This window comes from Maribacter sp. X9, assembly GCF_048537565.1.
Taxonomy (GTDB): domain Bacteria; phylum Bacteroidota; class Bacteroidia; order Flavobacteriales; family Flavobacteriaceae; genus Maribacter.
Genome location: NZ_CP183215.1, coordinates 3572043 through 3586951 on the forward strand (window position 1 = coordinate 3572043; position 14909 = coordinate 3586951).

At 40.8% G+C, this 14909-nt stretch carries 10 protein-coding genes; all 10 read right to left on the reverse strand.

The genetic code is table 11. From position 1 onward, the window contains the following. Positions 1-351: 351 nt before the first annotated feature. On the reverse strand, positions 352-1788 hold the full coding sequence (locus ACNR9Q_RS15225) for a hypothetical protein (RefSeq protein WP_419212084.1): 1437 nt from the start codon (positions 1786-1788) through the stop codon (positions 352-354). A 57-nt stretch (positions 1789-1845) separates the two neighbouring features. Next, positions 1846-3330 (reverse strand): RagB/SusD family nutrient uptake outer membrane protein, encoded by a 1485-nt coding sequence (locus ACNR9Q_RS15230; protein WP_419212085.1) that lies wholly within the window; start codon positions 3328-3330, stop codon positions 1846-1848. A 22-nt stretch (positions 3331-3352) separates the two neighbouring features. Next, positions 3353-6613: a SusC/RagA family TonB-linked outer membrane protein gene (locus ACNR9Q_RS15235; RefSeq protein ID WP_419212086.1), complete on the reverse strand. Its 3261-nt coding sequence runs from the start codon at positions 6611-6613 to the stop codon at positions 3353-3355. Between the two features lie 592 nt (positions 6614-7205). Beyond that, complete coding sequence (locus tag ACNR9Q_RS15240) at positions 7206-7982, reverse strand: SDR family oxidoreductase (protein WP_419212087.1); 777 nt, start codon at positions 7980-7982, stop codon at positions 7206-7208. A gap of 23 nt (positions 7983-8005) precedes the next feature. Continuing rightward, entirely contained in the window at positions 8006-8923 is a 918-nt protein-coding gene (locus ACNR9Q_RS15245; RefSeq protein WP_419212088.1) for a Gfo/Idh/MocA family oxidoreductase, read from the reverse strand. Positions 8924-9128: 205 nt separating this feature from the next. Continuing rightward, positions 9129-10085, reverse strand: coding sequence for an aldo/keto reductase (locus tag ACNR9Q_RS15250; RefSeq protein ID WP_419212089.1), 957 nt, complete (start codon positions 10083-10085; stop codon positions 9129-9131). Positions 10086-10095: 10 nt separating this feature from the next. After that, positions 10096-10911 (reverse strand): HpcH/HpaI aldolase family protein, encoded by an 816-nt coding sequence (locus ACNR9Q_RS15255; RefSeq protein ID WP_419212090.1) that lies wholly within the window; start codon positions 10909-10911, stop codon positions 10096-10098. A gap of 221 nt (positions 10912-11132) precedes the next feature. After that, positions 11133-12470 (reverse strand): sialidase family protein, encoded by a 1338-nt coding sequence (locus ACNR9Q_RS15260; RefSeq protein ID WP_419212091.1) that lies wholly within the window; start codon positions 12468-12470, stop codon positions 11133-11135. 145 nt (positions 12471-12615) lie between these two features. Beyond that, positions 12616-13368 (reverse strand): phytanoyl-CoA dioxygenase family protein, encoded by a 753-nt coding sequence (locus ACNR9Q_RS15265; protein WP_419212092.1) that lies wholly within the window; start codon positions 13366-13368, stop codon positions 12616-12618. Between the two features lie 11 nt (positions 13369-13379). Continuing rightward, entirely contained in the window at positions 13380-14882 is a 1503-nt protein-coding gene (locus ACNR9Q_RS15270; protein WP_419212093.1) for a sodium:solute symporter family transporter, read from the reverse strand. Positions 14883-14909: the final 27 nt, after the last annotated feature.

Consider the following 14909-nt stretch of genomic DNA (forward strand, 5'->3'; position numbering starts at 1 on the left):
ACATTTCCACCTGATCCAGTATGATGGTAAAGCACATATCCTTTAGAAGTGGTGTTCAATAGAGTATGTACCATACATCCACTATTGCATATTCCCAAACAAAGCATACAAAAAAAGCAGGCCTCTTAGAGGGCCTGCTTTTTAGCTAATCGAACTAAATCAAAATAGACAATATGATATACGCACAAGAATAAACTTTTTATTTGTCATCCTTTTAATGGAGTCGTTTCATAAGAAGTAAGTTTTTGGTTTACGTATAAATAACATTTTTCCATTGACATAATTTTGTTTGGAACAAACTGCTTAAACTACCCAAAAAATGGATGAAGCACCGTACTTGTTAAAAATCCATTAATCGGAAAATTTAATCGAATATAGATCGGCGTCCTTCATATATACACGCAACTGAACGGTTTTAGAGGCCAATTGCTCCAATTTACCGTTCCATTTTACCGTTCTAGATATTTCATTACCGATCAACGCCCGCGACTCTTCCATAGTGAACCCTGGAATTGCCGAACCGTTTTCATCCTGCATCTCAAACTTGATTTCCCCCGCTGCCGATGTAGCATAGTTGACCTCCAGTTTGCTTCCAGTAAATGTAAATGGTTTCGTTAGGAATTCACCTCCACTATAAGGAGCCGAAATAGACGTGAAACCATCTATCCTAAAAGAATATCTGTTTAAATTTGCTGTTGGCTGAGCGTAGTTTTGGTTCACATACAATGACATTTCCTCGGGACTTGTCTGTACTACGTTAAGGGCCGGATAATTAGATCGGGACACCCAGTTGTCCAAACCGATTCCAGGTCGAATAAGGGCTTCCATAAACAATCTTGTATATGCCGTCCCGCCCCTTGATGTCATAAAGAAGGCATCCGAACAATCTTTGAAATATTTGGGGTTAACATTGAACTCCTTTGCCTGTTCTTCCGTCAATACTTGTCGGCCCGGCATAAACCTTCCGCCAATGGCCACATAAATATGTGGTGCTCTATAATACGGACTGGTTTGATTGGTGTACAAATGTTCGAGTCGGGTATCCCCAAAAGTCATTTGCTCCGGATCTGTCCAGTTGATAAAATCTTGGGAAGTGGTGCGGCTGACACTCCTGATCCCAGAATAACCTTCACCGGTCCAGCTCCTGAAATAACACACATACATGTTTTCAGATTCCGACCAAAATGCTACATTTTGCGAATCCAAAATTCCATCGGTAAAAACAGGCTTTTCCCTAACCTTCTTCCAATGAATGCCATCAGGGGAAGTAAAGGCGATAAGCCCACTGTTAAGAGTGCCCCCCAAGGCCTTATACCTCTCATTTGGTTTAGCATTGGGATTGGTGTCCAAAAAAGGACTGAAATTATGGGTGACCGGTGCAGCATTCGCCAAAATCACATTGTTGTCCTTGGTACCATTTACTTCAAAGAGTCCCAAACTTGGTTTGATCCAATGAATACCATCCTGCGATTCCGCATAACAGGTTACTTCAGAGCTGTTGCCATCTTCACCAGCTTCCCTGACCCCTCTGTAAAAAGCTTTGAACACATCCCTATCCTTAATAATCGTTGTATAGGTGCTAAAATTACCCTCCCAAGGTTTATCAAATTCCAAAACTGGGCCCTCATCGACCGGTTCATGTTTCACAATTTCCAATCCATCAAGCTTTTCGATTAAAAAGGAATCGACAAAAATCTCTCTTTTGTCCCCTAAATCGATTGCACTTTGTCCGATGGAAAGTATCGGAAATGCCAAACAAATCAAAAAATTAAATATTTTATTCATCATAAATTCAATTGTATTTCTCCACGTGTTTCAAATTTGAATTCTATCGCTCCGAATCCACTACTCCAAATAGCCAGGGTTTTGTTTTACGTTTGGCTCCTGACTTAAAACATCCAATCCAATGGGCCATAATATTTTATCCTCGTTTCCAGGGTTGTCCCTGAAATAGGGCACCAACTCGGAGGTTTGGTTAAATCGAACAACATCCCACCAATACTTACCCTCATAAAAGAATTCCACAAACCTTTCATTCAAAATGATTTCATCATTTTGTTCTTGGCCACCATTGACGAAGACATGATCTTCAAAGTTATCACCAAATGCACGTTTTCGGATTTTGTTCATGGATATTGTTGGATCTTGGCCAAGTGCATTTTCCGCCTCTGCCTTCATCAATAAAACATCAGCATAGCGATAAACAACAACATCATCTAAAAAATACCTTGCCCCATTATCCACCAGACCATTGAATTTCACTTGCAAACAACCATAAAAATCCGTGTATAGCCCAGTATCCTCATTTAAAGTATAGAACTCAACAAACGTGGCATCTTTACGTTGATCATCCTCAGAGAATTTTGAAATACTTTCATCCGTTAGCGTCCAATAGCTAGCACCAGCAGGCACACCTATAATTTCCGCAGCTTCTGGTTCAGCGTTTGGAGGAATGGCATCTATATACATATTCCTCATAAAGGTTGATTGCGATTCAAATTGTTGACCATTACTAGCAAATAGTATCTCGTTATTGCCTTTATTATCATAATCAAAAATACCGCTAAAATCATCAAGCAAGGACACATCACTGGACTCTATGGCGTTCAATGCATCCAGTGCCACTGTCAAATCAGCATCTCCACCGCCCATAAGTTTAGCAGTCCATAAATACACATCTGCTTTCAGAGCATTGGCTCCAGGTCTGGACCATCTATTTCTACCTGATGTAAAATCATCATTGCTAAAATGATTCAACGATTTATCAATGTCTTCCTTGATCAAGGCAAACACTTCCGTTACCGGTGTACGTTCCTTATACAACTCATCCGGAACATAACCTTCCGTAGGTTCAATGAATACTATTGCATCACCCCATGTTTTCGCTATAACAAAGTAACAATAAGCCCTCATCGCATAAGCCTCCGCCAGAATTCTATCCTTTTCTTCTTGACTTGAAAATTCAATGTCGGGTACATATTTTATAATCAAATTCGCATTATTCACTACTTTGTATAGAGTTTCCCAACTTGGCCCTGCATCTATTGGATCTATTGTATTTTGGAAAATCCTTACCCTTGTATAATCATTTCCAACCGACTGCTTCATACTTTGGCTCCTGGCCTCTCCCCATAAAAAAAGGTTGGTATTGGTAACATCCCTAAATCGATCATACATCCCGTAGAGACCACCTTTAGCGTCATCCTCTGTTTTCCAAAAAGCTGTAGCAGATATGGTGCTAACCGGTTCCAAATCTAAGCTATCGGTACAGGAAGCCAATAAAAGAAATAGACTAGGAAACCAAATCAATATTTTATTTAATTTTCTCATCGTAAATATTTTTAAAGGTATTTTAGAAATTAATTGAAAGACCAAGAATTAATTCTCTGGGAATGGGATATCCAACATCTGAATCCGTTACCTCTGGATTTAGACCATCGTATTTGGTAAAGTAATGTAGATTACTGCCCGTTATGTGAAATCTAACATTGTCCAAACTGATCTTCTCGGAAATTGAAGATGGCAATGTATAGGCCAAGGTCACTTCCCTTATACTTAGATAATCTGTTTTTTGAAAGAACCTTGAGCTTCCCCTTGAGTTCCACACATTCCAGTTTGCGTTTTGATCCGCCCAGTAATATTTGGGTTGATTTGTAATATCCCCTTGGTTCTCCCACGAGTTCAAAACACTGGAACTTATCGCATTGGCTCCAGAAAAGTTACCCTCTAGCCTAGCTCCAGTTTCATAATAAACAGTACCTCCCAAAGAATAATCCAATCTTAGGCTTAGACTAAGGTTTTTATACTCGAATCGGTTGCTGAACCCACCTGTAAAATCAGGGTATTGGTTACCCATATAAACCATGTCCCTAGTATCTATTATGCCGTTATTGTCCGCATCCAACCAATTGACATCTCCTCCTGATTTTGTTTTATCTTCTCTAGGAATCAACATATCCACCGGGCCTGCGGCCGCTTCTTCATCCGTTGCATAAACACCAACTTGTTGGTATCCATACAGGTCCCCTATTCTACCACCTTCTTGTAAACCACCTTTCCATGCGTAATCACCCAATTTAGCATCCCAAACAAGATTTCCGCCCACACGATTGTTTTCAACTCCATTGGGGGGAAGTTTAAGAATTCTAGTATCCACCTTTGCTGTATTGAAAGAAACATTCCATTGAAAATCAGATGTATATGGAAGTAAATGTGCGTTTATTCCAATTTCAAACCCCTTATTTTCCAATGAACCATAGTTTGTAATAATATTATCAAAACCTGATGAAGGTGGCATATTCAGTGTTGTCAATAAGTTGTCGCTAACCCGGCGATAATAATCAAACATAACATCGACCCTTCTATTGAACATACCTAAGTCCACGCCAAAATCCAAGGTTTTGGATTGTTCCCATTTCAGGTCCGGATTGGGCAGGACAGAAATCTGAAGGGCTGAATTGGTATCGTACTTGGCACTGGAAGCATATTCTCCTTGCGCCTGGTAATATCCCAGTCCACTAATGTTTCCTGTTACACCATAGCTGGCCCGGAGTTTTAATTGAATTAAATTTTCTGGCAACATGTTTGTCCAAAAATCCTCTTTATCCACATTCCAACCAGCTGAAATCCCCGGAAAGACACCCCATTTATTTTTTTCGCCCAGATTGGATGCACCATCATATCGTAAACTTGCTCCCAATAGATATTTCTGCTTATAATTGTAAGTGGCTCTAGAAAAATACCCCAGTAAAACATGATGTGTTTCTTGGCCAAATACCGCAGTAGGTATTGCTGAACCGTTCAGCGTTGGAATCAAATCGGTAGCAGCTCCATTGCCTGTGGCCGACACCTGATCAATATCGGTGCCCAAATATGAGAACCCTGCCATCAAGCTCAGATTATGATCGTTAAAGTTTTTGGTATACTTAAAAACTCCGTTGATCTGCGGGCTGTAACGCTGGGTCACAGAAGTGCTGGCACTCCTTGTTGTATTATAGGATGCAGTCCCGTTCCAATAGGCCTCTGTAAAGTTTCTTGAATAATCAGTTCTTTGTTTCCAAGAAAACTGGGGCTCAAAGGAAAGGTCTTTGGTTATATCAAAATGCCCACCTACTATCAAGGTCAAATCATTGGACAAGTTCCTTGGATTATTGACCGATAGTGAATACAAAGGGTTGGCATAGGAAAAGTTTCGTCCAGGGGCCAAAGTACCATCCTCAAAGTAAAGCTTGTTCGTAGGGGGCTGGATAAGTCCATCTCTAAAAACACTGCGTAAATTGTGAACCTGTTTATTCTTCACATTGGAATACAAAACCTTGGCATAGGCCTTTATTTTATCTGTAATATCAATTTCACCGCTCAAGTTCAAGGTATACCTTTTATAATCCGTCTGGATTGCGACTCCCTGATTGTCAGAGAATCCGAGTCCTAAGTGAAATGCCGTTTTTTCCCCACCACCAGAGACCGACAACGAATGATCAGTGGATACCGCTGTTCTGAAAAGGAGATCCTGATAGTCCGTATCGGAAAAAATAAGAGTTTTGGAAGGATCCAAGGGATCGGGCATGCTCTGCCATCCCTCGTCGAGCTTATATGCATTTTCAGGAGTAAGAAACTGCAAACTTGAATAGGTATTGTTGGTCAAATCATTTCCAGTTCCTCCAGCGTAGACCGATCCGTCCAATTGAGCCGCAATACTTGGCAAAATTTGTGAAGTTGCATATAAACCCTTTCGCGAATAATAGACAAAATCCCTAGCACTTAGCAAATCATACCTCCTACTTGTCTCGGCCAAGGTCATACTGGTTCTGTAGTTCACCTGTACTTTACCGCTCTTTCCTGATTTTGTCTCAACAATAATGACCCCATTGGAACCTAAAGCTCCATAGATTGCCGTAGAAGCAGCATCCTTGAGAACTTGAACAGATTCAATGTCCGCAGCATTGATATCATCCATATTATAACGAGTAACACCATCTATGATGAATATTGGATTTGCACTATTTGGACTATTAATTGAAGTCCCCCCCCTAATCACGATATTAGGAGTCGCGCCCGGTTGGCCCGATGTACTTTGAACCTTCAAGCCCGCCAAGGTTCCTTTGAGTGCCGTGGCCGCATTGGTAAAGGGCACGTTTTCCAATACCTTGTCATCCAATTTGGATACCGATGTAGTCAGGGAACGTTTGGATTGGCTTCCATATCCCACAGCTACGAACTCATCCAACCCAACAGCCTCCATTTCCATGGTTATGTTGTAAGAGGTCCGTTGATCGATGGCAACTTCCTTTGTCTTCATTCCCAAATACGTGAACACTAAAATTTTAGCATCAGAAGGAACCTCAAGGGAAAAATCACCATCAAAATTCGTCATCGTACCTTGGGAATCACCTTTTACCAGTACATTGACACCAGGTAAAGGCTGACCATCAATATCCATCACCTTACCCTGAATAGATCGTTGATCGATTTGATTCCTACCGGGTGCCTCACCCATATTGGGAGTCATAGCAAAGACACCATTTTGTACCATCAAAACCGCTACCAAAACTAGCAGGAAGCGAAGAGTTGGTTTAAAAAGGCCTGAATGGGGGATTTTAATCATTTTTCTCATTGGTTTTTGATTAATTGGTTATTACGTTTTCTAGTGCGACCCCTATTAGGGAATCAATTAAAATCGTCAATCCTAAAGATCAACTGAGATTCATTCGAACATTGGACAATTCACCCATTGAATGTTTGAATCAATCAAAAATAATCATTTTTAATCATAAAAATAATATATATGTAATAAAAAAATAATGTTTGTAATGAGAATTAATCAAAAATTATTGTATTTAACCGATAACACCAACAAAGTTCAACGAACAAGAGCGCCCCAAAAACATTTGTACAACCAATATTTTTTAATTAAAAGAAGTAGGCCGAGAACACAAAAAGCATTGATTAGCACAAAAACTGCATTGTGATTAAATCAATCATATAAAATCATTGTTAATCAGATATTTTGATTAAAAACAATAATAACCTATACCAATTCGGGATCTAAAAAAAAAGAGGGGGGGGGGTGTTTGCTTACGAAGGCCATCATACACTAGGCTGAAAACCATCCGCCACAGAATTATGGGTTGGAGCAGATTACATCCGCGCACTCCACTCCATTAATAAGGGGTACTTAAGTATGGCATTGAAAAAATGAATCACCATTAGGCATTAAGCCCACCATCCATCAATATATTCTCACCATTGATATAGGCTCCCGCATCTGATGCAAGGAGAACCATCAGCCCCTTAATATCATCATTGTTCGCAAGGCGACGTGCAGGCACTTTTTTGCAGTAATTTTCAAGGAAACGTTCTGGCTGGTTATCATATAACCCACCCGGGCTTACGCAATTAACCCTAATATTTTTATCCGCAAGTATCTTTGTGAGATACCGGGTGAGATTTATAAGCCCACCATTGTGAAAAAAATAGTCTGGTGGTGGGTGTCCCATATCGGTACCCTCATAGTTGGATAGGTCGGGACCGTACATTCCCATCATGGAACTGATATTAATGACACTTCCACCCCCACTTTCACCAATAACATCACACATCTCCCGTAGTATATCCATCATACCTGTTGCGTTGATTCGCATTGACTCGGCAAAATTTGTCATACTGTCATCATAACCTGTCATTGGACGTGCGACGGCATTGTTTACAAACACATCCAATTTACCAAACGATTTCAAAATTTCTTTTTTGAGCGACAAGACCGATTCGGGGACCCCTTGATCCACCCGCATTGCATGAACATCCAAACCTTCCGCTTGAAAAGCTTTGGCCACGGCTTGTCCATTTTTAAGGTTACGTGATGCTATAATAACGGTTCCACCCGCTTCGCTCAGACCTTCCACTATACTTTTTCCATATGATCCCGCACCTCCCGAAACCAAAATGATTTTCCCTTCCAAGTTCAATAAATCCTTTACGTTCATTGCTCAACCTTTAATTATTATTGTTACAAGTACACTGTTTCTCCCTGTTTCTCTAGACTTTCCGTTGCCGCTATCAATGTTTTAATGATCGCCTCCGTTTTTTTAAACCATAGTCTCGGTTTGCGCTCTTTCACCGATCGGACAAATTCTATGATATTATCCCTAAACATGGAATATGAGTTTTTAATTTCAATTGACCTCCATCCTTTTTGCCCGAACAGGGAAACTTGAAAGGTTGGTGCAATATCCATAAAAAGGTGCACGGTGGCCAACAGCCCATTTTCGAACTTTATACTGACAATGTCCTTCCCTTCTTGCCCCACGTGTTTAACAGAAATAGGCTTTGGATCGTCCAACAATGAAAACAACGCTTCCAGAAGATGGACTCCATATTTGTTCCAATCCTTTTTTCCGACGGCGGTGGCCAACTCCAGGTTGCCCAAAGAAGCTAGTTCTTGTTTTACAATCCTGCATTCATTGGAATAACGCATTGAAGAACAGGACATAATAAATTTTCCATTGGAGCTTTGGGCTGAAAAATATTGCAGGTCTTCAACAGTAATTGCCAATGGTTTATCGATAAAAATGGGAACGTCCGCATCGATAAAGGGCTTGGCCATATCAACATGGTTTTTCGCATCATCCCGAGCCAATATTACGGCGTCTACCATACCCACCATCTCTTCCAAGCTATTGGCTATGGTTTCAATTTTTGCTGTTTTGGCCAGGCTCTCTGAAATTTTCTTTTCCTGGGTCCAAACACATGTTACTTTTGCACCACTAACCCCCAGCGTATCCTCGTTTGCCTTTAGATAACTGGTTACAGCTGGATATCCCATTTGGTCAATCTCTTCTGCACTATAGCAACCATTGATTATGGCCGACCATGAATAAGGATGGGCATTGCCTTCACTCATTCCGATTATTCCCAATTTTACCATATCACGCAATCATTTTAAAAATCTTTGTTTCTTTTCTTGTAAACCACGGACCATTCTCCCCTGTGTTAACAATTCAGGGGATTCCAGTGGTCAATACGCAAACTATAAATCTTCCTTATCTCCTTCCCTTTATCATACAAAAGAAACGAGCATACGGATAACTTTCGATTGTTCACTAGTTAAACCCTTGGAACGATGCTCACGTTTATGTGAGCCATCCTTCTCTTTCCCACTTCACCAAGTTCAAAAAGTCAGCATCAGGGTATTGCAGCTCCTTGGCCTTCTCCAATAATTTGGCATTTAAGTAATTCCCATCGGCAACACTTACCGAATTCTTCAAATACTTTATCCGGTCGATTCCCACAAGTACCGAAGAGACTTCATTAAATGATAAAGCAAATTTCAATGCCAAAGCCGCAAGGTCGCAATCCAATTCACCGCACAGCTTCTTATAGGATTTGATATGCTGTTCAACAGTCTTTAATCGAGGGTGCAAAGACCTTCCTTTATCACTCAGGATCCCTTTGAACAATACAGAGCGAACCATGACACCAATCTCTTTGGCTGCTGCCAAGGGAAAACATGCACCTTGGGATTGGTCCATCAAATTAAAAGGTAGTTGGACAACATCCCAGTGCCCATCATTTATGGTCTTTCTTGTTTCGTCCACAGCATAGGTCGAAGCTCCAGTTGCCCTAATCAATCCTTTTTCCTTCAACCGAAGAAAAGTCTGGGAAATGACCTCGTTATCCAAAATCTCAAGATCCGCCTGATGCAACATGTAAACATCCACATAATCCGTTTGCAATGCTTCAAGGCTTTCTTGCAACGAACCTTCAATGGTTTCTTTTATTTTTTTCTCAGAAGGCAAGGCTCCTGATGCAACACGGATTTTTACACATTTGGTACTGATGACCACCTCATCCCTTCTATCTTTAAAAGCGTGTCCCATGATATTTTCACTGGCACCATACATTCGTGCGGTATCAAAAAAATTAATCCCTTGATCCAAGGCGGCATGCAGCAATTCTATGGATTCGCTTTGCGAGAGCATATCTTCCTTGCCTTTCACTCCAATGCCATATGGCATTCCTATTTCCACTCCGCCAAAAGCTACGTCGGAGACTTGAATCCCTGTATTCCCTAAAAGTCTTTTTTTCATTATCTCTGGCTTACTTATAAGGGTTTTTTATTTTTTCTTCATCTTGTAATTCCCTGTTTTTTTCTCCAGAATCAAACCCTTGCACTATATTGCTGCAATAGGTGGACAGCCCCACAACATCTGCTCCTACGCTAATAAAGTTATAGCCCATATCCATTAATTCGTTCAAGTTTTCAAGACTACCGACCGTTCCCGCATATTTACCATATTTATTTGCCATTTTGGCCACTAACTTTCTGGCTTCAATTAATTTAGGATGATCCCACTGTCCTGGAGCTCCAATGCCTTGGCTAAAATCCCCTGGACCAAAAAACAACATATCGTACCCATCCAAAGCCGCGATAGCTTCCAGTTCGTCCAAGGGTTCCGGGTCTTCTATTTGCAACACAACGAATCGTTGTTCATTGGCTCGTTGGAGATATGTCTTAAAATCCAGAGTAGCATAGGCCCCATCCGCATTGCCTCCATCTACCGGACGTCTCCCAACAGGATGAAAACGTACCATCTTCACAACCTCTTGTGCTACTTTTAGGCTCATGATATGCGGGACCATGATGCCTGCAGCATCCATTTCAAGTGGTCGGATATAATCACTATAGCTGCCACGGGAAACCCTGACCATGACATCTGCATCGTGCGCTTTGGCGGCCCATATTCCCGAAGCAAGTGCGGACCAGTCTTGACCAATATGTTCCTGATCGGTCCAAACACAATCGAATCCGGATAGAGCAACAATCTCGGAAACCTTTGGGTCGTTCAGGTTGACCTTAAAGCAACTGACGGTTTTGCCGGCTCTTAATTTCTCCAATACAATACTTCGTCTCATATATTCTTATTTTTGAAGTTTTATTGAACCACTTGATCATACTGAGATGAAGTGATTCTTAAAATTCTTTTTTCGTATACTGTCCCAGTCCATGCATCTTCAACAAAAAGATACCTTTATGGTGCTTTAAAAATCGCTTTTTCAACATATGTCCATTGAAAACGATCGTTGTTGCATTTACGTGGATTTTATTTTGAACATCGATTTTACACCGCACACTTTCATTGCCAATGCTCCACCGAAAGAGCTTCCACGGGTTTTGGGACAGGAAACTCTTCATCCCTTGGTTCAACCGGTAATTTAAAGCGTTTTGCCCGTATTGAGCTGCCCTCTCCTTCTTCATAATATACTGCCATTATTGACCCATCGGATAATTCCATGGTGGAAGGATAGGCACCGGTAACATCATCAATCAGATATGGTCCCTCCCAGGTCTTGGCCTCGTTACGACTGATTCGTAAGCCGGTATAGTATCCGCTTTTATCACAATAAGCACGATATGACAGTAAAATCTCCCCACTTTTAAGACGGGTCAAAGAAGGGGCATGGCCCACAAAACCGATATCCTTTACCCGTGTCCAATTCTTTCCAAAATCGTTACTTGATGCGTAATGCATATTTACCAAAGAGCGATCTCCTCGCAATAAGGCAAAAACTGTTTCATCCTTTAACAGAATAACATCGGTTTCTGCTGCAAGTACAAGGTTAGCATCTTCTCCTATTGACACAACTTTCCCCCAAGTACCACCTTTGTCGTAGGAAGGAATAACTCCGCCCCAGGCAGCCTTCTTCGAAGGCTCAGACCGATAAACAGGCAATACCCATGAGCCATCCGGCATTTCTCTAACTTTGGCAGAGCAATTCCATTCCGGCTTTGAGGTAGTTATTAGTTGAGCTTCTTTTTGCCAAGTGTTGCCATTATCGAAAGATTTTAGCACATACGGTCCTTTACTTTTCCATTTGATCTGGCCAGTAGGTCTGACTTTCTGTTCGGAGTTTTCAGGTTTTTGCTCGTGCAAAAGATCTGGATTGTTGCCAAATTTGGAAACTTGATCTTGATTGTAAGAAGGTGCTTCTCTTCTTAAACTTTGTGATTCAGAAATATAAAATTCCAATGAAAAAAAACTTAGGATCAACGAGCCATCACTCATCTCGTTTATGTGAGGATCACGATTATCATTCACATCGTCATATATCACGATCGGGTCACTCCAAGTGCTTCCTTCGTCCTTTGATCTAATCAAACAAATCCTTCCTGCATTAGGATACTCTGGAGTTGGATATGTAATATGGTTGTCACCATCATAAAAGACCACAACGATATTCCCATTATTTAAACGACAGGCATCAGGAACGGCCTGATATCCTCTAGTAATTCCTTTTTTAGAAATTATTTTATAAAGTGTCGAGTCTTTATTGAAAACCTGTTCTCCGATAGAATTATGGATCATCTTTTTTTGGCTATGATTTTTACTATTGCAACTGAACAAAACAATGAACATCAGCGAAAAATTCATCGCCCAATTTAAACCCTTCATATCAAATTTTAGTTTTCGCATATATCGATTTATTGCTACAGTATAAATCTTCCTTTTTGTTGTCCACATTAGCCCATAAAACACTAAAAGCAGATTCTGAAAAAACAACATTAAAATTTTACAACCTCCAGAACATGATTGTTTCGATCACCTTATAACTTTTGTGTTATGCAGGCGGGATGGAATTAACTGCATTGGTGTATTTTTCCTTCAATTCCTTTTTGATTCTGGTATGCTCTCCACGGTATACGAAGAGTAATCCAAGACGTGAATTGCTGGAATGATTCGGGTCGGAATGGTGAACCGTTTCACAATGATGAATAGTAGCGTCTCCAGGGTTTAGCAAACCGCAAAATTGATCTGTTTTTGGAATATTTGGCTGTTCGGCCATGCCAATGGAATTGCCCGTCACACCCGAGATTTTAGTAGGCCTCATACCGGCTTTATGTGATTCTTCAATAAAATAAACCGGCCCGTTTTGAGCGGTTACCGGGTCAATCGCGACCCAAAGAGTGAGCATATCAGGCGGTGTCTGGCAAAAATAGGCATTGTCCTGATGATAAGGTACACCAGAGCCAACCAGTGCTGGCTTGTTAAAGGTCTCCACACCTGCAAGTATGGGCTTGCCATTCACAAGCTTGGCAACTAAAGAAATGATTTCATCACTTTCAGCCAATTCCTTAAAATATGTATTGTAAAGCTCCAATCTCCAAAGATTGCGAATCGTTACGCCATCCTTTTCCACAGTTTTTGCATCTGGGGGCAAAGAGGGTAAATCATCTCGCATATATCGCTCCAATTCACTTTGAATTTCCACTATCATTTCTGGTGAAAAAAATTCTCTTATGCGAACAACCCCGTCGCGCTGGTAATTATTCAACACAGCATCGTGATCATTTTTTGGTATGTATCTATTCATCATCTTATGTATTACATTTTTCTATTTCTTTCTTTTTGCATTTTCGAAGTATCATTTGTCAAAAGGCTTAAAACCAAACTGATCAAAACCCCAACAATAAAGGAACCGGGAATAATCCATAAAAAGGAAATCGAAAATCCAAATAATTCTTGTGAAAAACTTATGAATGCTGCGGCCACACCACTCAATATTGTACCAATAAATGTTGCCGTAGGTTTTGCCTTTTTAACAAACATGGCCATAAAAAACGGCACAAAAAGTGGCGCTACCAACAAATTGATTGTTTTATAGGTTATCTCCAATAGGTTTCCTTTGATATTGCCCATAACCAAGCTCAATAGAACAATAACAAAACCGATACCCAACGATATCAATTTTGCCATTCTAACCTGCTCTTGACCATTCATATCCTTCTTTCTGAATCGAAGAATAAAGTCATTGATCATGGACATGGCAGAAGAATTGATGCCAGAGGAAAGGCTTGACATTGAAGCAGCCAACAATCCAGCCAAAACCAAACCTGAAAAACCGGCGGGCAAGCCAATTACAATAAATCTGGGGAAGAGGGTGTCGGCTTCGCCGACTATGGAATTTCCATGCAAAAGCAAGTCTGGATGCATTTTAAAATAGGCAAATATGGCAAGACCAAGGATTGCCAACAGCAAGGTGACCAAGGCATTGGACACTATGGAGTTTAGATACATTTTCTTTGCCGTCCCAACATCCTTTGTTGACAGATACCGTTGAATGGCCATTTGATCGGATCCTGCGGTACATACATACCATCCAAAAGTGGTAATGACCACAGGTAAAAAACTGAGCCGGGACTCCACATCGAAAAACTTCCATTCAGCCCATTGGGCAGGCCATTCCGTTGGGATGATATTGGAAAAACCTCCAACCTCGTTAATGATCAAAACTATGGCGGTTATTGAACCACCGAACAAAACAAAGGTCTGAATAACATCTCCCAGAACAACACTTTTAATGCCGCCATAAGAAGTATAAATTACCGTAACCACTCCCATGGCGATACTCACGTACAATGCCGTCTCTTCCTGCCAGCCCATAATCGGAACTATCACCTTTTCGGAAACCATATAGATGATTACCGCCATCCAAACAATGCGCATGGTCAAAAAATAGAGTGCCGCCACTATTCTGCTCCGGACATCCAACTTTGTTTCCAGTAATTCATAGGCACTCGCTATATTGAGCTTCATGATATATGGAATGAAAAAATGGGCCACAACCAGATAAATAAAGGGCAAGGCAAAGAGGGACGACCAAATCATCGGCCCATGCTTTATCATTTCGCCGGGCATGGACAAATAGGAAACCGCACTGAACATGGTGGCAAAGAGGGAAAGCCCAACTTTCCATGGGGACATATTTCTTCCCCCAAGCATATAATCATCGGAATTCTTGTTCTTACTGGAAAAATAGAATCCAACAAATAACATGCCCATCGCATATGCGATTATTACGATCCAATCCAATGTGGTTATTATCATTTTTTTCTCCTGATTAAATAAGTTTGG

Bases quoted from the DNA above. Each gene is read 5' to 3' on its own strand.
- ACNR9Q_RS15250 (WP_419212089.1), bottom strand. From the start codon at position 10,085: ATGAAAAAAAGACTTTTAGGGAATACAGGGATTCAAGTCTCCGACGTA.
- ACNR9Q_RS15255 (WP_419212090.1), bottom strand. From the start codon at position 10,911: ATGAGACGAAGTATTGTATTGGAGAAATTAAGAGCCGGCAAAACCGTC.
- ACNR9Q_RS15240 (WP_419212087.1), bottom strand. From the start codon at position 7,982: ATGAACGTAAAGGATTTATTGAACTTGGAAGGGAAAATCATTTTGGTT.
- ACNR9Q_RS15230 (WP_419212085.1), bottom strand. From the start codon at position 3,330: ATGAGAAAATTAAATAAAATATTGATTTGGTTTCCTAGTCTATTTCTT.
- ACNR9Q_RS15235 (WP_419212086.1), bottom strand. From the start codon at position 6,613: ATGAGAAAAATGATTAAAATCCCCCATTCAGGCCTTTTTAAACCAACT.
- ACNR9Q_RS15270 (WP_419212093.1), bottom strand. From the start codon at position 14,882: ATGATAATAACCACATTGGATTGGATCGTAATAATCGCATATGCGATG.
- ACNR9Q_RS15260 (WP_419212091.1), bottom strand. From the start codon at position 12,470: ATGCGAAAACTAAAATTTGATATGAAGGGTTTAAATTGGGCGATGAAT.
- ACNR9Q_RS15265 (WP_419212092.1), bottom strand. From the start codon at position 13,368: ATGAATAGATACATACCAAAAAATGATCACGATGCTGTGTTGAATAAT.
- ACNR9Q_RS15245 (WP_419212088.1), bottom strand. From the start codon at position 8,923: ATGGTAAAATTGGGAATAATCGGAATGAGTGAAGGCAATGCCCATCCT.
- ACNR9Q_RS15225 (WP_419212084.1), bottom strand. From the start codon at position 1,788: ATGATGAATAAAATATTTAATTTTTTGATTTGTTTGGCATTTCCGATA.